Origin of the sequence: Streptomyces sp. NPDC048650, assembly GCF_043199095.1 — a bacterium.
Taxonomy (GTDB): Bacteria; Actinomycetota; Actinomycetes; order Streptomycetales; family Streptomycetaceae; genus Streptomyces.
Genome location: NZ_JBICVM010000001.1, coordinates 771,617 through 796,319, shown reverse-complemented (window position 1 = coordinate 796,319; position 24,703 = coordinate 771,617). Strand labels below are relative to the sequence as shown.

At 71.4% G+C, this 24,703-nt stretch carries 22 protein-coding genes and 1 riboswitch; of the genes, 10 read left to right on the top strand and 12 right to left on the bottom strand.

Annotated features, from left to right (window positions below; genetic code table 11):
• Positions 1-223: 223 nt before the first annotated feature.
• On the bottom strand, positions 224-844 hold the full coding sequence (locus ACGFML_RS03665) for a TetR/AcrR family transcriptional regulator (RefSeq protein WP_393539556.1): 621 nt from the start codon (positions 842-844) through the stop codon (positions 224-226).
• A 141-nt stretch (positions 845-985) separates the two neighbouring features.
• Here ACGFML_RS03665 and ACGFML_RS03660 point away from each other — a divergent pair, with 141 nt between their 5' ends.
• Both ACGFML_RS03660 and nagB read left to right on the top strand, forming a co-directional pair.
• On the top strand, positions 986-1,759 hold the full coding sequence (locus ACGFML_RS03660) for an SDR family oxidoreductase (RefSeq protein WP_393539554.1): 774 nt from the start codon (positions 986-988) through the stop codon (positions 1,757-1,759).
• Between the two features lie 159 nt (positions 1,760-1,918).
• Complete coding sequence (gene nagB, locus ACGFML_RS03655; protein ID WP_393539552.1) at positions 1,919-2,701, top strand: glucosamine-6-phosphate deaminase; 783 nt, start codon at positions 1,919-1,921, stop codon at positions 2,699-2,701.
• Positions 2,702-2,895: 194 nt separating this feature from the next.
• Here the strand turns inward: nagB and ACGFML_RS03650 are convergent, their stop codons facing one another.
• The 4 genes from ACGFML_RS03650 to ACGFML_RS03635 form a co-directional block, all read right to left on the bottom strand.
• A complete protein-coding gene (locus tag ACGFML_RS03650) occupies positions 2,896-4,461 on the bottom strand; it encodes a glycoside hydrolase family 3 protein (protein ID WP_393539551.1) in 1,566 nt (521 codons plus the stop codon).
• A 3-nt stretch (positions 4,462-4,464) separates the two neighbouring features.
• On the bottom strand, positions 4,465-5,304 hold the full coding sequence (locus ACGFML_RS03645) for a carbohydrate ABC transporter permease (protein ID WP_393539549.1): 840 nt from the start codon (positions 5,302-5,304) through the stop codon (positions 4,465-4,467).
• Complete coding sequence (locus ACGFML_RS03640) at positions 5,301-6,302, bottom strand: carbohydrate ABC transporter permease (RefSeq protein ID WP_393539547.1); 1,002 nt, start codon at positions 6,300-6,302, stop codon at positions 5,301-5,303. The genes ACGFML_RS03645 and ACGFML_RS03640 overlap by 4 nt, the downstream gene beginning before the upstream one ends.
• 101 nt (positions 6,303-6,403) lie before the next feature.
• Positions 6,404-7,669, bottom strand: a complete 1,266-nt coding sequence (locus ACGFML_RS03635) for an extracellular solute-binding protein (protein ID WP_393539545.1) — start codon at positions 7,667-7,669, stop codon at positions 6,404-6,406.
• Positions 7,670-7,910: 241 nt separating this feature from the next.
• Between ACGFML_RS03635 and ACGFML_RS03630 the strand changes: the two genes are divergently transcribed.
• The 3 genes from ACGFML_RS03630 (at position 7,911) to mctP (ending at position 10,739) form a co-directional block, all read left to right on the top strand.
• Positions 7,911-8,672: a GntR family transcriptional regulator gene (locus tag ACGFML_RS03630; RefSeq protein ID WP_393540392.1), complete on the top strand. Its 762-nt coding sequence runs from the start codon at positions 7,911-7,913 to the stop codon at positions 8,670-8,672.
• Between the two features lie 133 nt (positions 8,673-8,805).
• Positions 8,806-9,075 (top strand): DUF3311 domain-containing protein, encoded by a 270-nt coding sequence (locus tag ACGFML_RS03625; RefSeq protein WP_393539543.1) that lies wholly within the window; start codon positions 8,806-8,808, stop codon positions 9,073-9,075.
• On the top strand, positions 9,072-10,739 hold the full coding sequence (mctP, locus tag ACGFML_RS03620) for a monocarboxylate uptake permease MctP (protein WP_393539541.1): 1,668 nt from the start codon (positions 9,072-9,074) through the stop codon (positions 10,737-10,739). Before ACGFML_RS03625 ends, mctP begins: the two co-directional genes overlap by 4 nt.
• Positions 10,740-10,845: 106 nt before the next feature.
• On the opposite strand, the gene ACGFML_RS03615 is transcribed toward mctP, so the two are convergent.
• On the bottom strand, positions 10,846-11,004 hold the full coding sequence (locus ACGFML_RS03615; protein WP_393539538.1) for a hypothetical protein: 159 nt from the start codon (positions 11,002-11,004) through the stop codon (positions 10,846-10,848).
• Here ACGFML_RS03615 and ACGFML_RS03610 point away from each other — a divergent pair.
• The 4 genes from ACGFML_RS03610 (at position 11,003) to ACGFML_RS03595 (ending at position 17,616) form a co-directional block, all read left to right on the top strand.
• Positions 11,003-11,503, top strand: coding sequence for a GNAT family N-acetyltransferase (locus tag ACGFML_RS03610; protein WP_393539536.1), 501 nt, complete (start codon positions 11,003-11,005; stop codon positions 11,501-11,503). The genes ACGFML_RS03615 and ACGFML_RS03610 overlap by 2 nt on opposite strands.
• 92 nt (positions 11,504-11,595) lie before the next feature.
• A riboswitch (cobalamin riboswitch) is annotated at positions 11,596-11,755 on the top strand.
• 161 nt (positions 11,756-11,916) lie between these two features.
• The gene (locus ACGFML_RS03605) at positions 11,917-14,367 is read left to right on the top strand and encodes a ribonucleoside-diphosphate reductase subunit alpha (RefSeq protein WP_393539534.1); all 2,451 of its coding nucleotides are present in this window, start codon (positions 11,917-11,919) and stop codon (positions 14,365-14,367) included.
• The gene (locus ACGFML_RS03600) at positions 14,367-15,419 is read left to right on the top strand and encodes a ribonucleotide-diphosphate reductase subunit beta (RefSeq protein ID WP_393539532.1); all 1,053 of its coding nucleotides are present in this window, start codon (positions 14,367-14,369) and stop codon (positions 15,417-15,419) included. Before ACGFML_RS03605 ends, ACGFML_RS03600 begins: the two co-directional genes overlap by 1 nt.
• A 91-nt stretch (positions 15,420-15,510) precedes the next feature.
• Positions 15,511-17,616 (top strand): transglycosylase domain-containing protein, encoded by a 2,106-nt coding sequence (locus ACGFML_RS03595; protein WP_393539530.1) that lies wholly within the window; start codon positions 15,511-15,513, stop codon positions 17,614-17,616.
• 31 nt (positions 17,617-17,647) lie between these two features.
• On the opposite strand, the gene def is transcribed toward ACGFML_RS03595, so the two are convergent.
• The 6 genes from def to ACGFML_RS03565 form a co-directional block, all read right to left on the bottom strand.
• On the bottom strand, positions 17,648-18,292 hold the full coding sequence (def, locus tag ACGFML_RS03590) for a peptide deformylase (RefSeq protein WP_393539528.1): 645 nt from the start codon (positions 18,290-18,292) through the stop codon (positions 17,648-17,650).
• Between the two features lie 67 nt (positions 18,293-18,359).
• Positions 18,360-19,361, bottom strand: a complete 1,002-nt coding sequence (locus ACGFML_RS03585; RefSeq protein WP_393539526.1) for a tetratricopeptide repeat protein — start codon at positions 19,359-19,361, stop codon at positions 18,360-18,362.
• A gap of 284 nt (positions 19,362-19,645) precedes the next feature.
• Complete coding sequence (locus ACGFML_RS03580; protein WP_393539524.1) at positions 19,646-20,971, bottom strand: HD-GYP domain-containing protein; 1,326 nt, start codon at positions 20,969-20,971, stop codon at positions 19,646-19,648.
• Complete coding sequence (locus ACGFML_RS03575; protein ID WP_393539522.1) at positions 20,968-22,455, bottom strand: HD-GYP domain-containing protein; 1,488 nt, start codon at positions 22,453-22,455, stop codon at positions 20,968-20,970. Before ACGFML_RS03575 ends, ACGFML_RS03580 begins: the two co-directional genes overlap by 4 nt.
• Before the next feature lie 177 nt (positions 22,456-22,632).
• On the bottom strand, positions 22,633-23,058 hold the full coding sequence (gene rsrA, locus ACGFML_RS03570; protein ID WP_393539520.1) for a mycothiol system anti-sigma-R factor: 426 nt from the start codon (positions 23,056-23,058) through the stop codon (positions 22,633-22,635).
• The gene (locus ACGFML_RS03565) at positions 23,055-23,759 is read right to left on the bottom strand and encodes a sigma-70 family RNA polymerase sigma factor (protein WP_393540390.1); all 705 of its coding nucleotides are present in this window, start codon (positions 23,757-23,759) and stop codon (positions 23,055-23,057) included. Before ACGFML_RS03565 ends, rsrA begins: the two co-directional genes overlap by 4 nt.
• 336 nt (positions 23,760-24,095) lie before the next feature.
• Between ACGFML_RS03565 and ACGFML_RS03560 the strand changes: the two genes are divergently transcribed.
• Positions 24,096-24,701 (top strand): helix-turn-helix domain-containing protein, encoded by a 606-nt coding sequence (locus tag ACGFML_RS03560; protein ID WP_393539518.1) that lies wholly within the window; start codon positions 24,096-24,098, stop codon positions 24,699-24,701.
• Positions 24,702-24,703 lie beyond the last annotated feature (2 nt).

Genomic DNA, 24,703 nt, shown 5'->3' with positions numbered 1-24,703 from the left:
CCGACCGACCGGCCCCGGGCCGGGGCCGTACTCCTACCGCACATGGGGTGCTCCCGGCCGGACAACGGGGACGGACGGTGTCAGCTCCGGGCTGCGGTGCCGGACAGGTTGAGGGTCCTGTCCCGGCGCCGCGGCCCGCGGGTGCTTCAGGGGACGTGGGCGCCGGGCCGCACGGCCCCCTCGCGTCGAGCCCCCTCACGTCGGGCCCCCTCACGTCGACCTTCTAGGGTCGGGGCCGCTCCGGCCAGACCCGCATCGCCAGGTCGGCCACCGCCTCCAGCGTCACCCGGTCAGCGCCGTCCCGCGCCTGCTGCGACATCCCCTGCACGACGGCTCCCAGATAGTGGGCGAGCGCCGTCGCGTCCGTATCGGCGGGCAGCTCTCCCGCGGCAATGTCCGCCGTGATCACGCGCTCGAAATCCCGGCGGGTGGACAGCCTCATCTCCCGGAGGGACTCGGCCACTTCGGCCGAAGCGGGGGCGGTGTTCTGGGCGGCGCTGATCACCAGGCAGCCGCGGGGGCGGCCGGGCGCGGTGTATTCGGCCGCCGCCTCGCGCAGCGCCCGGGCCAGACCGCGGCGGGCGGTCGGCTCCTCGGCCACGGCGCGGGAGAGGAAGCCGCCGTAGAGCCGGCCGTACTCGGCCACGACCTCGTCGAACAGTGTCCGCTTGTCGCCGAAGGCGGCGTAGAGGCTGGGCGCGCTGATGCCCATCGTGCGGGTCAGGTCGGAGATGGAGGTGGCCTCGTAGCCGTTTTCCCAGAAGGACCGGAGGGCCTTTTCGAGGGCCGTGTCCCGGTCGAACGAGCGGGGCCGACCGCGTTGTTTCGCGTTCTTGGTCGCCATGGAGTCAATTCTATAGCGGCCGATACGGAAGGCGTGTTACGGTTTTTCTGTATCGAGCGATACAGAAAGCGCTCCGGTGCGGGACCGCCTGCATGCGCAGTCGTTCCGTCGAGCGCACACGGATTGGGGAGGGGTAGCGCCATGGGTGCACTCAGCGGCAGGACGGCACTGGTGACGGGCGGCAGCCGGGGTATCGGCCGGGCGATCTCGGAGCGACTGGGGCGGGACGGCGCGCGGGTGGGCGTGCACTACGGGCGCGACGAGACCGCGGCCAAGGAGACGGTCTCGGCGATCGAGGCCGCGGGCGGGCGGGCCTTCGCGGTCCGTGCCGAGCTGGGGGTTCCGGGGGACGCCGACACCCTGTGGACGGCGTTCCGCGAGCAGGCCGACGGGCTGGACATCCTGGTCAACAACGCCGGCATCAACAAGGCGGTCGACGGCACGCTCAAGCCGATCGGCAAGGTGACGGAGGAGGACTTCGACCGCCTCTTCGCGGTCAACACCAAGGCTCCGTTCTTCGTCGTCCAGCAGGGGCTGGACCACCTGCGGGACGGCGGCCGGATCATCAACATCTCGACGGGCCTGACCCGCGGGGCCGCCAAGCCCGAGCTGATCACGTACGCCATGACCAAGGGCGCGATCGACGTCTTCACGTCGACGCTCGCCAAGGACCTGGGCCGGCGCGGGATCACGGTCAACGCCGTGGCCCCCGGCGCCGTCGACACGGACATGAATGCCGGCTGGCTGCGCGGGGAGGCGAACAGCGAGGCGCGCGAGTATCTCGGCTCGGTGTCCCCGCTGGGCCGGATCGCGGACCCCACCGACATAGGTGACGTCGTCGCCTTTCTCGCCTCGGACGACAGCCGCTGGGTGACCGGCCACTGGATCGACGCGACGGGAGGCGTACTGCTCTGACGGACGCCACGGTCCGCGTACCGTCCTGGTGGTCCGACGGCCACCAGGACGACGCGAAATCGTCCCCTGCCCTTGCGTGACGGCATCCGGTTTCCGGGGCGGCCCTCTGCTAGATTGGTCTATACCACATAGCCCATTCTCCAGAACGGCAGGCCCAGCGTGGAAGTTGTCATCGTCCCGGACGCCACGGCAGGCGGCGAGCTCATCGCGGAGGCCATCGCCACCCTGGTGCGTCGCAAGCCCGACGCGCTGCTCGGTGTGGCCACCGGCTCGACCCCGTTGCCCGTCTACGAGGCGCTCGCGGCGAAGGTCCGGGCCGGTGCGGTGGACGCCTCACGGGCCCGCATCTGCCAGCTCGACGAGTATGTGGGCCTGCCGACCGGGCACCCGGAGTCCTACCGTTCGGTGGTGCAGCGCGAGGTGGTGGAGCCGCTGGGGCTCGGCGCAGAGGCGTTCATGGGGCCGGACGGCGCGGCAGCGGACGTCCAGGCCGCGTGCGAGGCGTACGACTCGGCGCTGAGCGAGGCCGGGGGTGTGGATCTGCAGTTGCTGGGCATCGGCACCGACGGGCACATCGGCTTCAACGAGCCGTGCTCGTCGCTCGCTTCCCGTACCCGCATCAAGACCCTCACCCGGCAGACCCGGGAGGACAACGCCCGCTTCTTCGACAGCCTCGACGAGGTGCCGCACCACGTGATCACCCAGGGAATCGGCACCATCCTGGAGGCCCGTCACCTGGTCCTGCTCGCCACCGGCGAGGGCAAGGCCGACGCGGTGGCCCATGCCGTCGAGGGTCCGGTCGCCGCACTGGTTCCGGCCTCGGCCCTGCAGCTGCACCCGCATGCGACGGTCGTCGTCGACGAGGCCGCGGCGTCCAAGTTGAAGCTCGCCGAGTACTTCCGTGACACGTATGCGGCGAAGCCGGAGTGGCAGGGGATCTAGGGGTTGTCCGCAAAGTCCCGTCGTCCGCCCGTAGGCGGCCCGGGCGGGACGTTGCGGACACGGACACCCCCTGGGCCCCTGCGTCAGGGAGGTGCCGCCGGTCGCTCGTGTCCGGTCGCTGCGGCGCGGTGTGCGCCGGGCCGGTCGCGCGGTTCGCCTCGCGGTGACCGCGGAACCGGCCCCGTACGGCGTGCTCAGCCGCCGGCCGCCGTGTGCCGCTCACTGTCCGTCAGAGCCTCGGCCGCCGCCCGGCCGCACACCATGGCCGCGCCGTGGGTGGCGATGTGGAGCGCGCCGACGGGTGGGGCCTGCGGGACACCCATTTCGACGACCGCGGTGTCGGGGCGGGCCGCGACGAGGACGCGCAGGGCTTCGGCCATCCACGGGTGGCGGTGGACATCGCGGACGACGGCGACGACACGGCGGTCGTCGGCTTCCGCAAGCAGGCCGTCGACCATGGCGGGGACGCCCGCGGTGGCCGCGGCCTCGGCGGTGTAGGCGACGGTCCGGGTGCCGGGGAGGAGCCGGGTGAGTTCGGCCGCGACGCCCCAGGGGGTTGCGTCGCCCACGGCGATGTTGGCCAGCGGGGTGAAGGCGGCGACACAGGCGGGGCCGGTGAGCGGCCGGTGCGGGCCGTCGGCGGTGATGCGCAGCGCGCGCCGGGCGGCGGTGAGGCCGATGCCGGGTGCGGGCGCGGTCCCCGCCGCCGCGCCCGCACTCCGGGTCCAGCGCGCCAGGGCGCGCACCCGTGCTGCGGCGTCGGCGAGCCGCTTCTCCGACAGCTCCCCGTCGCGCACCGCTCCCACCAGGGCGTCGCGCAGCCGCAGCACGGTGTCCTCGTCGGCCAGTCCCCCACCCACGCAGATGGCGTCCGCGCCGGCCGCGATGGCCAGGACGCTGCCGCGCTCGATGCCGTAGGTGGCGGCGATCGCCTGCATCTCCATGCCGTCCGTGACGATCAGACCGTCGAAGCCGAGGCCGCCCTCGGCGACGGGGGCGCGCAGCAGGCCGTGCAGGGCGGCCGGGCTGAGGGTGGCCGGGTGGTCGCCGTCCAGGGCGGGCAGCAGGATGTGCGCGCTCATCACGGCCCTGGTGCCGGCGGCGACGGCCGCGCGGAAGGGCACGAGTTCGCGTTCCTGGAGGGTGGGCAGGTCGGCGGTGATGCGCGGCAGGTCGTGGTGGGAGTCGACGGCGGTGTCGCCGTGGCCGGGGAAGTGCTTGGTGCAGGCGGCCACGCCGGCGGACTGGAGGCCCTCGACGTAGGCGGCGGTGTGCCGGGCGACCAGCCCGGGATCGGCGCCGAAGGAGCGGACGCCGATGACGGGGTTGGCGGGGTTGGAGTTGACGTCGGCGGACGGCGCCCAGTTGAGGCTGACGCCGCAGCGGGCCAGGCGGCGGCCGAGTTCCCGGGCCACGTCACGGGTCAGGGCGGTGTCGTCGACGGCGCCGAGCGCGAGGTTGCCGGGGAAGGACGAGCCGCCGCGGACCTCGAGGCGGGTGACGTCGCCGCCCTCCTCGTCGATCGCCACGAGGAGGTCCTCACGGACCTCGCGCAACCGGGCGCACAGCGCACCGAGTTGTTCCTCACTGTGCACGTTGCGGCCGAACAGGCCCACCGACGCCAGGCCCTCGTCGAGGCGGCGGAGCAGCCAGCCGGGGGCCGTGGTGCCGGTGAAGCCGGGCTGGAGGACGGCGAGGGCGTCGCGGGTGAGGGTGTCGGTGGAGCGTACGGGGCCGAGGGGGCCAAGAGGGGCAGCCATGCGTTATCCCTTCACTGCGCCGGAGGTGAGACCGCCGACCGCCTTGCGTTGCAGGAACAGGAAGAGGAGCAGGATCGGGACGGCGAAGAGGGAGGCGGCGGCCATGGTGGCACCCCAGTCGTCCCCGAACTGGCTCTGGAACTGCGAGAGCCACAGCGGCAGGGTGCCCGCTTCCGGTTCCTTGTTGAGGACCAGGACGAGCGGGAATTCGTTCCAGGCGGTGATGAAGCCGAAGAGGGAGGTGGCCATCAGGCCGGGGGCCAGGAGCGGGAAGACGACCTTGAGGAACGCCTGGCGGCGCGAGCAGCCGTCGACCATCGCGGACTCCTCCAGTTCCCTGGGCACCGCGGCCACATAGCCGCGCAGCGTCAGCAGCGTGAAGGGCAGCACCATCACCATGTAGAAGAAGGTGAGCGGGAGGAGGCTGTTGAGCATGTCGGCGTCGCGGACGATCAGATAGATCGAGATCACCATGACCTCCCAGGGCGCCATCTGGGCCACCATGAAGGTCAGCAGAATGCCCTTGCGGCCCTTGAAGCGCATCCGGGTCAGGGCGAACGCCCCGCAGAGCGCGATGACCAGCGACAGGCCGACGGCCAGGACGGTCACCACGGCCGAGTTCCCGGCCAGGGTCCAGAAGCCGGGGGCGTCCACCGCGGTCGCGAAGTGCTCGAAGGTCCCGTGGAAGGGGAACCACACGGGGTCTTCCGTGATGATGTCCCGGGTCGGCTTGAAGGCCGTGGTGAACATCCAGTAGACGGGGAAGACGAAACCGAGGGCGAGCACGGCCGCCGTCGCGTTGGGCCAGATGCGGCCGACCGTCGAATGAGCAGCGCGCTTCACAGCTCGTTCTCCTCTTGCCGTTCCTGCTTGAGCGTCAGACGCAGGTAGTACGCGGTCATGGCGAGCAGTACCAGGATCGTGAGCAGGGAGATCGCGGCCCCCATACCGAAGTGGAGGTTGCCGACGCCCTCGGTGAAGGCGTAGATCGGCAGGGTTTCGGTGAGCCGGTCCGGGCCGCCCTCGTTGATCGCGAAGATCTGCGGGAACGCCTTGAAGACCCAGATGACCTCCAGGAACGTCGTGGCCAGGAAGAAGGGCTTGAGGAAGGGGAAGGTGACCGAGGTGAAGACCTGCCAGGTGCCGGCGCCGTCCATCCGGGCCGCTTCGTAGAGCTCCCTGGGGATGGTCGTGGTGGCGGCGTAGAGGTTGAGGGCCACGAAGGGCAGCGACTGCCAGACGATCAGTACGGTGATGACGAAGAACGTCGACAGCTGGGTGCCGACCCAGTCGTAGTGGGCCATGGCGTGCCAACCGAGTCGGTCCAGCAGCCAGTTGACGACGCCGTAGCGGGAGTCGAAGAGCCACTGGAAGACGGTGGTGGCGGCGATCACCGGCATCGCCCACGCGAGCACCAGCGCGGCGGACAGCGTCAGGCGCATCTTCTTGCCGAGCCGGGCCAGCAGCAGTCCGATCAGCACGCCGAGCACCATGATCAGGACGACGTTGACCGCGGTGAAGACGATGGTGCGCAGGGTGACCCGCCAGAACTGCTCGCTGCCCAGGATCTCCTGGTAGTTGCCGGCTCCCCGCCACTCGGTGAGGTGCTGGATCAGCTCCTTCATGTTGAGGTTCTGGAAGGAGAGCAGGATGTTGCGCACCATCGGCCAGCCGAGGAGCACCGCGGTCGCCAACAGGGCCGGGAGCAGCAGCAGATACGGGGTGCCGCGCCGTCTCCCGGAGCCCTGCCGTCTCCCGGAGCCGCGCCGGCCGGGTGGCAGGCCCCCCTTGCCGGTCCGCGCCGCGGTCTTGACCACCGCGCCGTCGAGCTGCACTGCCATGGGACCCTGCTCCCCCTCGTTGCCTGCGGTTACCCGGTGTGCGCGTACGGGGCCGGGGACGGCCGGCCCCGTACGCAGCTGGTTGCGTGCCCGGTGCCGGACTACTCCTTGGCGAGGCGTGTGTTGATCTCGGACTCGACGCCCTTGGCGGCGTCGGCCGGGGACTTACCGCCCAGCACGGCCGTCATATAGCTCTTGATCGGGTTCGGAAGGTTCTCGACCGCGGCCCACTGGGGAATCAGCGGAGTCGTGCCGCCGGCCTTCTCCGCGGCGGGTGCGGCGGCCAGCGCGGCCGGATTTCCCTTGGCGGCGTCGGCCAGGTCGGGGGACTTCGGCGTCCAGCCGACTTCCTTGACCATCTGCGCGTCGTTCTGCTTCGACAGGGCGATCTTCAGGAATTCCTTGGCGAGTTCCTGGTTCTTGCCCATGCCGGCGACGGCGAAGTTGGAGCCGCCGAGGAAGACGCCCTCGGGCTTCGCGGCGGTCTCACCGGGAATGGTGAAGAAGCCGATGTCCTTCTTGATGTCCGGATTGGCCTTGATCGCGGTGGCGGCCTCGTAGCCCATGGCGATGACGGCGCCGGTCTTCCCCTTGGCGAACACCTCGGCCTGCTGCGGGGTGGCCTCGTCCTTGTTCTTCGGGGCCGTGCTGAAGGACTGGTACTGCCGGTAGATGTCCATGGCCTTGGAGACCTTGGGGTCGCCGAGGTTGGAGACCCACCTGCCGCCCTGCTTCTTCACCAGGTCGGCGCCGGTGCCGATGGTCAGGCCGTCGAAGAAGTACCAGTTCTGGCCGGGCAGATAGAGCGGTTCGGCGTCGGTCTTCTTCTTGATGGTGTCGAACGCCTTGAAGAGCGCGTTGCGGGTCCTGGGGGTGCCCGTCAGGCCCGCCTCGGCCCAGATCTTCTTGTTGTACATGACGACGCGGTTTCCGGCGTACCACGGCAGTGCGTACTGCTTGCCGTCCACCAGCGACGCCTTGTTGAAGGCGTCGTTCCAGTCCGCGCCGATGTCCTTCTTCAGGTCACCGAGGTCGGCCAGGGCGCCCGCCTTCGCATAGGCCGCCGTCTGCGTATTGCCGATTTCCACCACATCCGGCGGGGTGTCCTCGGACAGTGCGGTGCTCAGCTTCTGCTGAATTCCGTTCCACTGCTGGACCTTGAATTCGACGGTGGCGCCGGTCTTCTTCTTGAATTGCGCGGAGACCTGCTTGCTCCACTGCGCCGGATTCGACCCGCTCATGACCCATACGGTCAGCTTCTGCCCCTTGAAGCCGTCCGCTCCCGCCTTGCCGCCGCTCGACCCACAGGCAGCGACACCCACCAGCATTCCCGCGACCGCCGTCGCCGCTATGAGCCCACGCTTCATTGCGCTCTCCCCCAAAGGCCGGGTGTGGTCTTTAATGGTTTAGACCAGTGCCCGCAGCTTGGCCTAGACCTTTTGGGGTGTCAAGGGTGTATAAGAGTCGCTGTCAGGTCCGTTACCGGACCGACATCTGGGGGTCCGGGACCTGCGAGGCGGCACGCGGTGTCCACTCGTGCCACGATGTGAGCCGCTACGTACGGAGGAGCCGGTGACGGCAGCGCGACACCAGTCGGAGAGGCGGGCCATGGAGACCGAAGGCGGCAGTGCCGAGAGCGGCGGCGGCGCCCCGCGCACCGCCCGGGTGCCCAAGTACTACCGCCTCAAGCGGCACTTGCTGGAGATCACCGAAACACTCCCGCCCGGCACCCCCGTGCCGCCCGAGCGCACCCTGGCCGCGGAGTTCGACACCTCCCGTACGACGGTTCGCCAGGCCCTCCAGGAACTCGTCGTCGAGGGCCGCCTGGAGCGCATCCAGGGCAAGGGCACCTTCGTCGCCAAGCCCAAGGTCTCCCAGGCGCTGCAACTGACCTCCTACACCGAGGACATGCGCGCCCAGGGACTGGAGCCGACGTCCCAGCTGCTGGACATCGGCTATGTCACCGCCGACGACCGCCTCGCCGCTCTGCTGGACATCGGCGCCGGCGGCCGGGTGCTGCGCATCGAACGGCTGCGGCTGGCCAGCGGCGAGCCGATGGCCATCGAGATCACCCACCTGTCGGCCAAACGCTTCCCCGCGCTGCGCCGCAACCTCGTCAAGTACACCTCTCTCTACACCGCGCTCGCCGAGGTCTACGACGTCCGCCTGGCAGAGGCGGAGGAGACCATCGAGACGTCGCTGGCCACCCCGCGCGAGGCCGGGCTGCTGGGCACGGACGTCGGCCTGCCGATGCTGATGCTCTCCCGGCACTCCCTCGACGCCCGGGGAGAGCCCGTGGAGTGGGTGCGCTCGGTCTACCGCGGCGACCGCTACAAGTTCGTCGCCCGGCTGCGCCGCCCCACCGACTGAGCGGGCCCCGCGCCGCGGGCCCACAACTCAGGTATGCCATACCGATATGCGGACACCTAGTGACGCGCGCCACGACCCTGGCTTAGATTTCCAGCCTGTTACCCAGGAGAACAGGCCACGGACGGAGCCCGCCATGTCACAGCCAGAGTCGGCAGCCGCACCACCGGAGCGCAGACGCGTCGTCACGCCCGCCCGGGTGGTGATCGGGGTGTGTCTGCTCGCTCCGTTCGTGGCGATGCTGTGGGTGAGTTCGTACGCCCGCATGGAGCCGACGCTCATCGGGATCCCGTTCTTCTACTGGTACCAGATGCTCTGGGTGCTGATCTCGACCGTGCTGACGTCGATCGCGTACAAGCTGGTGCAGCGTGAGAAGCGCGCCCGCAAGGATGGTGTGGCCAAGTGACCTCCTCCGCCATCCGGCTCGCCGCCGCCCCGACCGGCGGCGTCAACGGCGTCGCGCTCGCCGTCTTCATCTTCTTCTTCGTGGCCGTGACGGTCATGGGCTTCCTCGCCGCCCGCTGGCGCAAGGCCGAGCAGTCGGCCAACCTCGACGAATGGGGCCTGGGCGGCCGCAGCTTCGGGACCTGGGTGACGTGGTTCCTGCTCGGTGGTGACCTCTACACCGCGTACACCTTCGTGGCCGTCCCGGCGGCGATCTACGCGGCGGGGGCGTCCGGCTTCTTCGCCGTGCCGTACACGATCCTGGTCTATCCCCTCATCTTCACCTTTCTGCCGCGTCTGTGGTCGGTCTCGCACAAACACGGCTATGTCACCACATCCGACTTCGTGCGCGGCCGCTTCGGCTCCAAGGGCCTGTCGCTGGCCGTGGCGCTCACCGGCATCCTGGCCACGATGCCGTACATCGCCCTCCAACTCGTCGGCATCCAGGCCGTCCTGGACGTGATGGGTGTCGGCGGCGGCGAGAACACCCACTGGTTCGTCAAGGACCTGCCGCTGCTGATCGCGTTCGCGGTGCTGGCCGCCTACACCTACTCCTCCGGCCTGCGCGCACCGGCCCTGATCGCGTTCGTCAAGGACGGTCTGATCTACCTGGTCATCGCCGTGGCCATCATCTACATCCCGATCAAGCTGGGCGGCTTCGACGCGATCTTCGACTCGGCCGGCAAGGCGTTCGCGCAGCCGGGCCCGACCGGCAAACCGCGCGGCGAGCTGGCCAGCGGCCCCAACGCCCAGTGGGCGTACGCCACCCTGGCCCTGGGCTCCGCGCTGGCGCTCTTCATGTACCCGCACTCGATCACCGCCACGCTGTCCTCCCGCAGCCGCAACGTGATCCGCCGCAACACGACCATCCTGCCGCTGTACTCGCTGATGCTGGGGCTCCTGGCACTGCTCGGCTTCATGGCGATCAAGGCCGGCACGGACATCAAGGGCAACCCTCAGCTGGCCATTCCGCAGCTGTTCGAGGACATGTTCCCGAGCTGGTTCTCCGGCGTCGCCTTCGCCGCGATCGGCATCGGCGCGCTCGTACCGGCCGCCATCATGTCCATCGCCGCGGCCAACCTCTTCACCCGCAATGTCTACAAGGACTTCCTCAAGCCGGACGCGACCGCGGCGCAGGAGCACAAGGTCGCCAAGCTGGTCTCGCTGCTGGTGAAGGTGGGCGCGCTCGTCTTCGTCCTCACCATGGACAAGACCGTCGCCATCAACTTCCAGCTGCTGGGCGGCATCTGGATCCTGCAGACCATGCCCTCCCTGGTCGGCGGCCTGTTCACCCGCTGGTTCCACCGCTGGGCCCTGCTGGCCGGCTGGGCCGTCGGCATGCTCTACGGCACCCTCGCGGCCTACGGCGTGGCGAGCCCCACCCAGGCCCACTTCGGCGGCTCCAGCAAGGCGATCCCCGGCATCGGCGAGATCGGCTACATCGGCCTGACCGCGTTCGTGCTGAACGTCGTGGTCTCGGTCGTGCTGACCTTCGTCCTGAAGGCCGTGAAGGCACCGGACGGCGTCGACGAGACCAGCCCCGCGGACTACACCGCGGACGTCGGCGACAAGGGCGTCACCCCGGACCTGCCGCCGGCCACCGCGGAGGCACCGGCCGGGCACTGAGCCGCCGCCCGGCACCGAACGACCGCCGGGCACCGCACCACTGCCGCCTTCGGGCCGCCGCATCCCTCGGGGACGCGGCGGCCCGTTCGCGTGGCGGGGCGGGCGGTCAGCTCACCCGGTCCTTCAGCGGCTCGGTGTCGAGCGTGATGCCGACCGGCTCCGGCAGGGCGAGCGATGTGCCGTAGGGAACGGTGTGGACGTTCTCGTAGCGGCCGGCGTCGGGTTCACTGAACGCGGGGCCACCGACAGCCACACTGCACCGCATGGACATCACGATCAGGCCCGCCCGGCAGGCCGAATTCACCGCCGTCGGTGACCTCTTGATGCAGGTCTATCTGGCCGACGGGCTGCTGGTGTTCGGGGAGGACGACCCCTACGCGGCCGAGCTGCGGAAGGTCGCGCACCGCGCGGAGCACGCCGAGGTGCTGGTGGCCGAGGCGGCGGACGGGGCGCTGCTGGGCGCGGTCACCTTCGCCGCGTACGGCAGTCCGTACGCGGATCTGGCGGGCCCCGGGGAGGGCGAGTTCCGGATGCTGGCGGTGCGGGCCGAGGGGCGCGGGCGGGGCGTCGGGGCGGCACTGGTGAGGGCTTGCCTGGAGCGTGCACGGAGGCTCGGGCTGCGGGCGATGGTGCTCTCCAGCCAGCGGCATCTGCTGCCCGCCCACCGGCTCTATCGCCGCCTGGGCTTCCTCCGCGCCGGGGAGCGGGACTGGGATCCGGTGCCGGACATCACACTCTGGGCCTTCGTCCGCGAGCTCGACTGAGCGGCTTCCAGGGCCCTCCCGCGCCCCGGCGGCGTTCGCACGTCTGTGGGAATACAATCCGGCGACGACACAAGATGTGGGGGTGCGTGCGGGGAGCAGCACAAGATGTATGCTCGTCTCGCTGTCGCCGCAGGGAAATCCGGTGGGAATCCGGAACTGTCCCGCAACGGTGTACGAGCGCGCCCAGGTTGCCTTACGGCCAGCTCGCGCGTCCAGAAAGTCCGAGGACCTGCCGACAGTACGCCCGCACCGCCATCGGTGCGGACGTCGCTACGTCCGGGCCCCGAGGGTTGGGCCGGTGGACGCCGCGCGGTGTGCCCGCGCACCCCTGCCCGTACGGGGGTGCGGCATGCCCGCGTGCGCCCGTCGCGCCGCCGCCCTCCCGGCCCCCGCCGAGTGAGGGAGAGCATCACGTGACCATCGCGCCAACGGAGCCCGCGTCAGACGCCGAGGTCGTGCCGCCCGTGGTGGCCGCACCCGGCGCTTCCGCGAACGGCACGCCGGGGACGGACGCACCGGGCGTCGCCCTGCTGCGCACCCTGACCGAGCTGACCGCGGACCTGACCGCGACCGACCCCGGAAAGGTGGCCGCCGCCGCGCTGCGCGGCCGGCACCCGGGCTCGGACGAGGCCGAGTTGCGCTCGCTGGCCATCGAGGCCGCGGCCGGACTGATCGGTGACGAGCCGCAGTACTCCCGGCTCGCCGCGCGACTGCTCACCCTCGCCATCGCCGAGGAGGCCGCCGGCCAGGGCGCCACCGGCTTCTCCGCCTCGGTCGCGACCGGCCACCGCGAGGGCCTGATCGCCGACGGGACCGCGGAGTTCGTCCGCACGCACGCGGACCGGCTGAACGGGCTCGTGGACAAGGCCCTGGCGGACGGCGCCGACGACCGGTTCGGCTACTTCGGGCTGCGCACCCTGCACTCCCGCTACCTCCTGCGGCACCCCCTCACCCGGCAGGTCATCGAGACGCCCCAGCACTTCCTGCTCCGGGTGGCCTGCGGCCTCGCCGAGGACCACTCCGAGCGGGCGCTGGCCGATGTCGCCGAGCTGTACCGGCTGACCAGCACGCTCTCCTACCTGCCCTCGTCCCCGACCCTCTTCAACTCCGGCACCCGCCACCCGCAGATGTCCTCCTGCTATCTGCTGGACTCGCCGCTGGACGAGCTGGACTCGATCTACGACCGGTACCACCAGGTCGCCCGGCTGTCGAAGCACGCGGGCGGCATCGGCCTGTCGTACTCCCGTATCCGCGCCCGGGGTTCGCTGATCCGCGGCACCAACGGGCACTCCAACGGCATCGTGCCGTTCCTGCGCACGCTGGACGCCTCGGTCGCGGCCGTCAACCAGGGCGGCCGGCGCAAGGGTGCCGCCTGTGTCTACCTGGAGACCTGGCACGCGGACATCGAGGAGTTCCTCGAGTTGCGCGACAACACCGGTGAGGAGGCCCGCCGGACGCACAACCTGAACATCGCCCACTGGATCCCGGACGAGTTCATGCGCCGCGTGGAGGCGGACGCCGACTGGTCGCTGTTCTCGCCCTCCGACACCCCGGAGCTGGTGGACCTGTGGGGCGAGGAGTTCGACGCCGCGTACCGCAGGGCCGAGGCCGACGGCCGTGCGCTCAAGCAGATTCCGGCGCGGGTGCTGTACTCCCGCATGATGCGCACCCTGGCGCAGACCGGCAACGGCTGGATGACGTTCAAGGACGCCGCCAACCGCACCGCCAACCAGACCGCCGAGCCCGGCAAGGTCGTGCACTCCTCCAACCTGTGCACCGAGATCCTGGAGGTGACGAACGACGGGGAGACCGCCGTCTGCAACCTCGGATCGGTGAACCTCGCCGCGCACCTGAGCGACGAGGCCGCGGGCTGGGAGGAGGCGATGGACTGGGAGCGGCTGGACGCCACGGTCCGCACGGCCGTCACCTTCCTCGACCGCGTGGTGGACATCAACTTCTACCCGACCGAGCAGGCCGGGGCCTCCAACTCCCGCTGGCGGCCGGTCGGTCTGGGCCTGATGGGCCTCCAGGACGTCTTCTTCCGGCTGCGGCTGCCGTTCGACTCGGCCGAGGCCAAGGAGCTGTCCACCCGGATCTCCGAGCGGATCATGCTCGCCGCGTACGAGGCGTCCGCCGACCTCGCCCAGCGGCACGGCCCGCACCCGGCGTGGTCCGCGACCCGCACCGCCCGCGGCGTGCTGCACCCGGACCACTACCCGAACGCCGAGCCGCGCTGGGCGGACCGCTGGGACGCGCTGCGCGCCCGTATCGCGACGACCGGGATGCGCAACTCCCTCCTCCTGGCCATCGCGCCGACCGCGACCATCGCCTCGATCGCGGGCGTGTACGAGTGCATCGAGCCGCAGGTCTCCAACCTCTTCAAGCGCGAGACGCTGTCGGGGGAGTTCCTCCAGGTCAACGCCTACCTGATCGAGGAGCTCAAGGCGCTTGGGCTGTGGGACGCACGGACCCGTGACGCGCTGCGCGAGGCCAACGGCTCGGTGCAGGACGTCGAGTGGATCCCCGAGGAGATCCGGGCCCTGTACCGCACCGCCTGGGAGATCCCGCAGCGCGCCCTGATCGACATGGCCGCGGCCCGTACGCCCTACCTCGACCAGAGCCAGTCGCTGAACCTCTTCATGGCGTCGCCGACCATCGGCAAGCTCAGCTCGATGTACGCCTACGCCTGGAAGCGCGGCATCAAGACCACGTACTACCTGCGCTCCCGCCCGGCGACCCGGATCGCCCAGTCGGCGCGCGGCACCACCGCCGCCGCGACCGTCCCCGTACCGCAGCAGGCCACCGACCCCGAGGCCGTCGCCTGCTCCCTGGAAAACCCCGAGTCCTGCGAGGCCTGCCAGTAATGACCACCGAGACCAACACCGCGGCCGCCGCGCACACCGCCACCACCGGCACCAAGAACCTCCTGGACCCGGGCTTCGAGCTGACCCTGCGACCCATGCGGTACCCGGACTTCTACGACCGCTACCGCGACGCGATCAAGAACACCTGGACCGTGGAGGAGGTCGACCTCCACTCCGACGTCGCCGACCTCGCCAAGCTCTCGCCGGGCGAGCAGCACATGATCGGCCGACTGGTCGCGTTCTTCGCGACCGGTGACTCGATCGTCGCGAACAACCTGGTGTTGACGCTCTACAAGCACATCAACTCCCCCGAGGCGCGGCTGTACCTGAGCCGTCAGCTCTTCGAGGAGGCCGTGCACGTCCAGTTCTATCTGACGCTGCTGGACACCTATCTCCCCAACCCGGACGACCGTGCCGCCGCCTTCGCGGCCGTGGAGAACATCCCGTCGATCCGGGAGAAGGCCGAATTCTGCTTCAAGTGGATGGACTCGGTCGACAATGTCGACCGGCTGGAGTCCAAGGCCGACCGGCGCCGCTTCCTGCTGAACCTGATCTGCTTCGCGGCCTGTATCGAGGGGCTGTTCTTCTACGGCGCCTTCGCATACGTGTACTGGTTCCGCTCCCGCGGTCTGCTGCACGGCCTGGCCACCGGCACCAACTGGGTCTTCCGCGACGAGTCGATGCACATGGAGTTCGCTTTCTCGGTGGTGGACACGGTCCGCCAGGAGGAGCCCGACCTCTTCGACGACAAGCTGGAGCAGCAGGTCACCGACATGCTCCGGGAGGCCGTCGAGGCGGAGCTGCAGTTCGGCCGCGACCTGTGCGGTGACGGCCTGCCGGGCATGAACACCGAGTCGATGCGCGAGTACCTCCAGTGCGTGGCCGACCAGCGGCTGCAGCGGCTCGGCTTCGCGCCGGTCTACGGCTCGGAGAACCCGTTCTCCTTCATGGAGCTGCAGAACGTCCAGGAGCTGACCAACTTCTTCGAGCGTCGGCCGTCGGCCTACCAGGTCGCCGTCGAGGGCTCGGTCTCCTTCGACGACGACTTCTAGCCAACCACCGGCCGCCCGCCAATTATGAGCATTCCGTTAGCGGGCGGCCGGAACGGCAACCGGAGCCCTGTCTGCCACATTTAATGGAGGCATGAGGGGTTCGCAGAAGCGACGCCGGGTGCGGCGCAAGGTCATCGACTTCCCGCGGCGCGTGTGGCAGAAGCGGTCGGCCAAGCGGCGCGAGATCATCGATTTTCCACGGCGTCTGTGGCGGACGCCGCCGGGGCGGCGGAAGCCGCCGGGCACGCGCCGCCGGATCATCGACTACCCCCGGCAGGGCCGGCGGGGCCTGCGCCGCTGGCTGCCGTCCTGGCGCCTGCTGGCCGGCACCTTCGGGCTGTCCGCCGGCAGCCTGGTGGGACTGTTCCTCGTCGTCTACGTCAGCGTCGACATCCCCGACGAGAACGAACTGGCCGGCCGCGAAGCCACCGTCTACTACTGGGCGGACGGCAGCCAGATGGTCAGCGTCGGGGCCGTCAACCGGCAGAACGTGACGCTCGACAAGGTCCCCGACTCCGTCGAGAACGCGGTGATCGCGGCGGAGAACGCCACCTTCTACAGCGATTCCGGCGTCTCCCTCCAGGGAATCGGCCGCGCCGTGGTGAACATGCTCTCCGGTGCGGAGGCCCAGGGCGGCTCCACCATCACCCAGCAGTATGTGAAGAACACCTATCTCTCGCAGGACCAGACGGTCACCCGTAAGGCGAAGGAATTCATCATCGCGCTGAAGGTGAACAACCAGCAGTCCAAGCAGGACATTCTGCGCGGCTATCTGAACACCAGCTGGTTCGGCCGGAGTTCGAACGGTATCCAGGCGGCCGCACACGCCTATTACGGCATCGACGCCGCCCGGTTGAACCCGAGCCAGGGCGCCCTGCTGGCCGCCCTGCTGAAGGGGTCGGAGCAGTACGACCCGGGGCTGAGCAAGGCCAACCACCAGCGGGCCGCGGCGCGCTGGAAGTGGATACTCGACCGGCAGGTCGCCACCGGCAAGATGAGCCGGCAGGAGCGGGCCCGCTACACCCGATTCCCCGAGCCCCGCCCGCCGGCGAAGCCCACCAGCCAGGCCGGGCAGACCGGCTATCTCATCGATGTCGCCAACAAGTTCGTCAAGAGCAGCACCGGCCTGACGGACAAGGACCTGGCCGGCGGCGGATACCGCATCCACACCACCTTCGACAAGAACCTCACCCGCCGCCTGGAAAAGGCGGTCGACAGCGTCCGCCGGAAGAGCATCGATCCGCAAAAACGCGCGAGCGACACCTTCGTGGAGTTCGGCGCGGCCTCGGTGCGCCCCCGGGACGGAGCCGTCCTCGCGCTGTACGGCGGTTCGGACGCGACCAGGCACTTCAGCAACAACGCCGACACCTCGGCCGTCCCCGTGGGATCGGCGTTCAAGCCGTTCGTGCTGGCGACCGCCCTGGCGCAGGAGAACGAGGAGTGGGGCGCCGAGGCGGCTCAGAAGGACCCGGAGTCGCTGACGGCCGATCTGCGCGGGGCCCTGATGACGGCGCAGAGCCCGCCCTTCGTGGCGGCCGGGCAGCGCCTGGGGCTGGAGCGGATACGGGATCTCGTGGTGGCCGCCGGGCTGCGCCAGGACAGTCTGGCCCAGCTGGAGCCGACCTTCCCGCTCGGCACCTCCGCCCCCAGCGCAATCCGGATGGCCAGCGCCTACACCACCTTCGGCAACGGCGGGCGGCACGCCGATCCGTACGCGGTGTCCCGGATGACCCTGGACGGCAGGCCCGTCGAGGGCTTCGACCGGCCGCACCCGGCGCAGGTCCTCTCCCCCGACGTCGCCCAGCAGATGACCGGGATCCTTCAGGGCGTGGGCTGGCGCGTCCTGGGCACCCCGGACGGCCAGGCCACCTACCAGCCGGTCGCGGCGGGCGTCAGCGAGCCCGGTGACCGGATGAAGTCGGCGTGGTTCGTCGGCAGCCCGTCCGGCGTGCCCTTCACCGATGAGCGCGGGCCGGTGACCGGGAGCTCCCCCTCCCCCGCGCCGGGGGCGGCCGGGGGGTTCGGCGAGCGCGTCGGCGACTCCGCCGAGCCGACCACCGCCATCACCATGTTCCGCAACAAGCCGGGCGCCCCCGACCTGCTGCCGATGAACGGTGTGGGCGGCCCGGACTCCGGGCTGGGCACGGCCGTCCCGCCGCAGATCTGGAGCGCCTACCAGCAGGCGTCGTCGTCCTGAGGGGCCGCACCGGCCCCCGGGCGGCTCGGGCTCAGTCGTTGGCGACGACGGGGTAGCGCGGCTCCCGCTCGGCCATCTGCTTCAGCGCGTCCTTGCGGTCCCGCTTGGAGAGCCGGTCGATGTAGAGGTAGCCGTAGAGGTGGTCGGTCTCGTGCTGCAGGCAGCGCGCGAAGTAGCCCGTGCCCCGGACCGCGACCGGCTCGCCCTTGGCGTCCTGGCCGCGGACCACGGCGTAGTCGGGGCGGGCCAGCTCGGCGTACGCACCGGGCACCGAGAGGCAGCCCTCGTTGGAGTCGTCCAGCACCCGGCGCCCGGCCGGCAGCTCGTCCAGGACGGGGTTGCAGATCGCACCGACGTGCCGGACGCCCTCGTCGTCCAGGCAGTCGTAGACGAAGACCTTCAGGTCCACACCGATCTGGTTCGCGGCCAGGCCCACACCCTCGGCCGTCCGCTGGCTGGCGAACATGTCGTCGATGAGCTGGGCGAGCGCGTCGTCGAACGCCGTGACGTCCTTGCACTCCTTGTGAAGCACCGGATTGCCGACGACCGTGATCGGCCGCGAGGTGCCGCGCTCACGGTGGGCGACCTCTCGGTCACCGGCGTCCGTCGTGTCGTCGATGAACGCCTCGTCCACCTGCTGCTCACCGTTTTGATCAAACACCGGCTGCTGGGCCATGTCCGCCGTACGCCTTCCTGAAAACCCTGATAGTCGCCCTACAGCCTACGGGGAGCCGGGCAGCCGTTCAGCAGACCTCTTCAAGATCGCGCCATTCCCGGGTGTCCGGGCTGTCCGCGACCCAGCCGTCGAGGAGGCCGCGCACCAGGCCGGCGGGCGCCGCGATGCCGCATTCGCGCTCGGGGACCCACAGGGAGCCCGAGCCGGCGGTGCGGTGCCCCAGCGGCCCCGGGTGGCCCGGCTCACTGTGGTCGTGCGGGTCCAGGTGCTCGCCGTCGCCCTCGTCGCTGGGCATCCGGCTCTCCGAGCACGTGCGGCACAGCAGCCGCACCGACGACGACCAGTCCTCGGCAGCGAACCCCGCGTCGGCCGCCAGGCGCTCCAGGGCGTCCCGGTCGGCCTCCGCGGCGGCCTCCAGCAGCACCACCCAGGTGGGGACCGGGGAGGGCGCCCACAGCTCGATCTCGTCGAACACCGGAAACGACCTCGTGGCGCCACCCGAGCCGGCCGCGGTGGTCCGCTCGCCGTGCGGCACGCCGTCGTGCAGCACCACCTCGCCCCAGCGGCGCCCGGAGGACGGCAGCGGGATGGAGAGCACCTCGATACGTGCCGGGTCCAGCCGGCGCCCCCAGACCACCTCGGCCTCGCCCTCCGGGGAGAGGCGGACCGCGGCGCTGCCCAGGGCCATCCCGACCGGCTCACCGGACGGCGACCCCTCACCGGGGACCTTGAGGCCGTACGCCTGCCAGGCACGGCGGGCCAGCGGCCAGTCCTGCAGGGCGGTGGCGGCGATGCCGACGTTCCACCAGTCGGGCGCCCCGGTCTCGCGGTCCAGCAGGGCCACCGCGCGCAGACCGGCGGCCCGCGCCTGCTCCCAGTCGTGCCGGAACTTGTGCAGCAGCGCGAGATTGAACCAGGACTCCGACAGCCACGGCTCCATGTCCGCGGCACGGGTCAGCAGCGCTCCCGCGTCCTCGTAACGGCCGTCGCCGATCAGCGTGAAAGCGCGGTCGGTCGCCTGCCGCCATGAGGCGGAGGGCCGGTGCCGTACCTTGCCGAAGATCCTCACGATTCCCGCCTGCCGGTTCTCTTGATGCCGTTGCCGGAGGTGTTCCGAGCGGCGCCCGGGGCCCGCCGGGCCCACTCGACAACCTGCCACAGTTTGCCGCCGGACTCAGCCTGATTGCTGTGCCCCCTGCGGCTCCTTGCCCTTCAACGCCCCCCTGAATCCCCTTGCGGGGGCCTTCCTTCGCATCCAACCATGCCCATCTCGCGGGGCGCTCATTACCCATGGGTTCCACGGCCTGGGACGCCCGGCGCGGACCCCTTTCCTCACCCCGTGTGATGGGCAGTTCACCTCCCCGTGACGTCCCGCCGCCCGGCCGCCGCCAGGACCCGGGCGAGCACCTCGACCACGCCCGGGTCGTACTCGTGCGCGGTGGACAGCCGCAGCCGCTCCAGGGCGCGCAGCGGACCGCCGGGCCCCCCGGCCTGGCGCGCCAGGTCCTCGTAGGCGTTGACCGTCCGGACGATACGGGCGGTGAGCGGCTGGTCCCGGTACGGATCCGCCTGCCGTTCGACGATCACCGCGACCTCGGCGGGGACACCGGTCTGCCGGACGACGGCGCCGCCCAGCAGCGCGATCCGGCGCTGTTCGGGGGGCGGCAGCGGCGCGGTCGCCCCGGCCGGGACGGGGTCCAGGAGCGAGAGCTGGCCGATGTCGTGCATCAGCGCGGCGTACTCCAGGACGTCCAGGTCTCCTTCCCGCAGGCCCAGTTCGCGGCCCACCGCACGGCTGAGCCCGGCCACCCGGCGGGCGTGGCCGGGCGGGGTGCAGCCGGCGATCTCGGTGGCGCGGGCCAGCGAGGCGATCGTCTGGCGGCAGGTGGCGCGGACGGCGGCGAACCGGCGGAAGGCGAACTGGGTGAGCAGCAGCGGCAGCGCGCAGACCGGCAGCGCCCAGAGCCCGGCGACGGCGGTGGCGAGCGAGATCACCACCCCGGTGGCGCAGATGGCCGTGCCGATGCCGAGCAGCGCCCGCAACTCGTCGCGCAGCAGCGGCCCGTAGGGCCAGCCGGTGCGGGCCCGGGCGAGGGCGGCGGCCAGCACCGCGTCGCACAGGGTGGTGAGCGCCAGCAGGCCGATCAGCAGCAGCGGGTAGAGCCGGCCGTCGACACCCCACCGCGCCAAGGTGCCGGTGTGGTAGAGCGGTTGGAAGCAGGTGGCCGCGAAGCCTGCGGTCAGTACGCGGCGGGCGAGGTGGCTCAGCGCCGGGCCCCGGCCGAGCGCCAGGTGCGGGACGAGCCCGACCAGGACGGCCGCCACCACGACCGACACGGTCTGCGGCACACCGTGCGTCGTCGGCCCCCCGCCGGCCTCGCCCAGCAGCGCGTACGCCAGCGCACCGGCCGCTCCCAGCGGTGCGCTCTCCCGCTCCCCGGGCGCCGGGCCGGGCCCGGCGCCGCGCGCGGGCTCCCGGCGCAGCAGCTCGCCGGCCGCGATCAGCACGCCGAACGCCAGCGCGATCCCGGGCTGCGCCAGGCCGTCCCACAGGGTCCGGCCGAGGCTCCAGGCAGCGAGGACGGCGGCCGCGCAGACGGCGGCGACGGTGGGGGCGCTCCCCCAGCCACCCCTGGGGGCGCCCCCGACCGTGCCCTCGAGGCCACGGGGGAGGCTCATGGCGCGCCGTCCGGGCCGGACGCACCGGACCGCCGGGCGGTGGTCGCGTGGGGGACGCCCTTCCGCGGCCGGGCAGGAGGGACGTTTCCGCTACCGGACCGCGCCGGGTCCGCGGCCCCCGCCACCCGGTCCTGCTGCGCATCGGCCGCCGTCACCAGGTCGGGGTGCCAGCCGCAGCGCTCCAGGGACGCCGCCAGCGCCCCCACCATCCGCGGGTCGAACTGCGCCCCGGCGCACCGGCGCAGCTCCGCGACCGCGGCAGCGACCGGGCGGGCCCGGCTGTAGGACCGGGTGGACGTCATCGCGTCGAAGGCGTCGGCGACCGCCACCACCCGGGCGAACTCCGGGATGTGCTGCCCCGACAGGCCGTACGGATAGCCGCTGCCGTCCAGCCGCTCGTGGTGGTGCAGGATCGCCGCCCGCGCCTCGCCGAGGAAGCCGATGCCGCGGACGATCTCGTCGCCGTACTCGGGGTGCAGCTCGATCACCCCGCGCTCGGCCGGGGTCAGCGGCCCGTCCTTGCGCAACAGCCGGGTGGGGACGCCGAGTTTGCCGACGTCGTGCAGGATCCCGGCGAACCGCAGGACCTCCAGCCGGTCCTCCGCCATGCCCAGTTCCCGGGCGATCATCACCGACGCGCGGCCGACCCGCTCGCTGTGTCCGCGGGTGTAGCGGTCCTTGATGTCCACGGCCTGCACCAGGGCGCGGATGGTGGCCTGGTGGGCGGCGCGTTCGCGGTGGTACTGGGCGAAGACCCAGCAGGAGAGGTACATCGGCAGCAGCACCAGCAGCGCCGCCGGGGGGCCGTACACGCTGCGCCACAGCACCGCCATCAGCAGCCCGGCGAGCCCGTGCACCAGGTGCGGGCCCAGCGAGCGGGTCAGCAGTCCGCGCCAGGCGGTGCGGGCCGGGTGGCGCTCGGCGGCGATCAGCACCCCGCCGTCCAGCGCGGCGAGCACCCCGCAGAAGGTGAGCGCGGCGGCCGCGGCGGGCGCCAGCACGGCGGGGAACTGCGGTACGGACAGCGGCTGGTGACCCAGTGCGCCGACGAGGGCGTGGCAGACCAGGGAGGCGGCGGCGCAGGCCAGGGCGAGTTCGGCGGCGTGCCAGATCCGGCGGGCAGCGGCGGACGGGGCCTCGACGGGGGCGATCAGCGCCCCCGGTACGGCGGCCAGTGCGGCCAGCGGCGGCGGCAACAGCAGGGCCCCGGCGAGGAGGACGGGGCTGGCCCAGCCGGAAGGGAACGCCGCGGGGGTGGTCGGCCGCCCGGCGGGGCCGGTGCCGAGTGCCGCCCGTTCGCCCGTCAGGCCGCTCGCCAGCGGGCAGCGGCGCAGTTGTTCGCACAGCGCGTACAGGGCGGCCAGGGCCAGGGAGCTGGTCCAGGGAGCGGCGGCGCCCAACCGTACGGCGGGGGCCGCACACAGCGCCGCGGCCAGTGCGGCGCAGCCGATGTAGCCTCGCGCGGCCGCCGGGAGTTCCCGCATCGCGCCCCTCCTCACGCCGTCCCGGGCCCGAGCGGAGCAGGGGCCCGTGCCCGCGCCGCATTCGCGGCACGTCCGGGTGCGGTGAGAATAGAGGGAGCGGGGCGCCGGAGAAGGCGCATCACAGGATCGGGCGGGACGAATCGCCCTACCCCTCACCCCTTAGGGTGGTGTGTGGCGTTATTCCGCCCGTGCGGCCTCGTGACGTGCATCGGCCTCGCCCGACGGCGGACCGGCGTCAGCGGCCGGCTCCGCGCCCGCGCCGCCGGAGCCCGCGGCCCGCGCCGCCTGCTCCCGCTGCGCCTGTTCGTGCTTGGCCTGCTCGAGGACGCTGACCTCGGGCACGGTCTCCCCGGCCCGGATCAGGTCGATCCGGCCCATGACCTTCGAGCGCAGGTCGCTGGGGACGTCGTCGTGGCCGCAGCAGCGCTTGACCAGCTTCTTGACGGCCTGCTCCAGGCCGTACTTCTCCAGGCACGGCGAGCATTCGTCCAGATGCACCTGGAACTCTGCGCACTCCCCGGCGGGCATCTCACGGTCGAGGTACTCGTAGAGGTGGTCAAGGACCTCTGAGCAGTCCTTCTCGTGCGGCTCTCCGCAGCTCATGATCCCGAGCCTTTCCGGTCGTGCGATCCCGACGTCCGCGCGGCCTGCGGGTCCGCGGCCGTCGCACCCGCGGGGACCAGCCCGCGGTCGCGGGCGTAATCCTCCAGCATGCCGCGCAGCTGGCGGCGGCCGCGGTGCAGACGGGACATCACCGTGCCGATGGGTGTCCCCATGATGTCCGCGATCTCCTTGTACGCAAAGCCCTCGACATCCGCGAGATAGACCGCGATACGGAATTCCTCGGGGATCTCCTGGAGCGCGGCCTTCACGTCGGAGTCGGGCAGGTGGTCCAGCGCCTGCGACTCGGCCGAACGCAGCCCGGTCGACATGTGCGACTCGGCGCGCGCGAGCTGCCAGTCCTCGATCTCGTCGGCGGCGCTGCGCTGCGGCTCCCGCTGCTTCTTGCGGTAGGAGTTGATGAACGTGTTCGTCAGGATGCGGTACAGCCACGCCTTGAGGTTCGTGCCCTCGCGGAACTGGTGGAAGGACGCGTACGCCTTGGCGTAGGTCTCCTGCACCAGGTCCTCCGCGTCGGCCGGATTGCGCGTCATGCGCAGCGCGGCGGAGTACATCTGGTCCAGGAAGGTGAGCGCGTCCCGCTCGAAGCGCGCGTTGCGCTCGGCGTCGCTCTCCCGCCGACCCTCGGTCGTGTCCTCAGCCGCGCCGTCGGCCCCTGCGTCGGTACCGGTGACCGGACCCACCTCCTCCAACACCGTGACGGATCCGGAAGCGGACCCCCTCGATTCGGAGAATAGACGACGATCCCGTACCCCCGCCGCTCCAGCCAGGGCGGGCTGCGCCACCTGCATCTGTGACCACTCCAGGTCGGCGGCCGGGCGGGCCGGGCAAGCGATTCCCATGCGGCGGGCTCCCATTCCTCATGCTGCGTGCGCTGGACGTACTTGATCCTTACGCCTGGCACAACAGCGGGGCGACGCAGCGCATTCCCGGCCGCCGTGGTCGTTTCGCGGTCGGGGTCCGGCAGCGGCCGCCGCCCACCTCTTGACAAACAGCGTTGCCGCTTCGGCAATGGAGTCATGGACGGGACGAACACGAACCCCTACGACCAGGTGCTCACCGAGGTGGGCCCGCGCCTGCGGCGGCTGCGGCAGGAGCGCGGCGTGACGCTCGGGGCGCTCTCGGAGGCGACCGGCATCTCCGTGAGCACGCTGTCACGGCTGGAGTCGGGCGGGCGCAAGGCCACCCTCGAACTGCTGCTGCCGTTGGCGCACGCGCACCAGGTGCCCCTGGACGAGCTGGTGGGCGCGCCGGAGGTCGGGGACCCGCGGGTGCGGGCGGTGCCGCGCCGGCGCGGGCACATGACCGTGGTGCCACTGACCCGGCAGCCGGGGGCGCTGCAGGCGTTCAAGCTGGTCGTGGAGCCGGTGGCGGGGCCGCCGGAGCAGCGCACCCACGAGGGCTACGAGTGGCTGTACGTGCTGTCGGGGCGGCTGCGACTGCTGCTCGCCGACCGGGATGTGGAGCTGCGGGCGGGCGAGGCGGCGGAGTTCGACACCCGGCTGCCGCACTGGTTCGGGCCCGCGGGTGACGAGCCGGTGGAACTGCTCAGCCTCTTCGGCCGGCAGGGCGAGCGGATGCACGTCCGCGCCCGCCCGCACGGCAGCGGCGGCGGTGACGGCTGAGG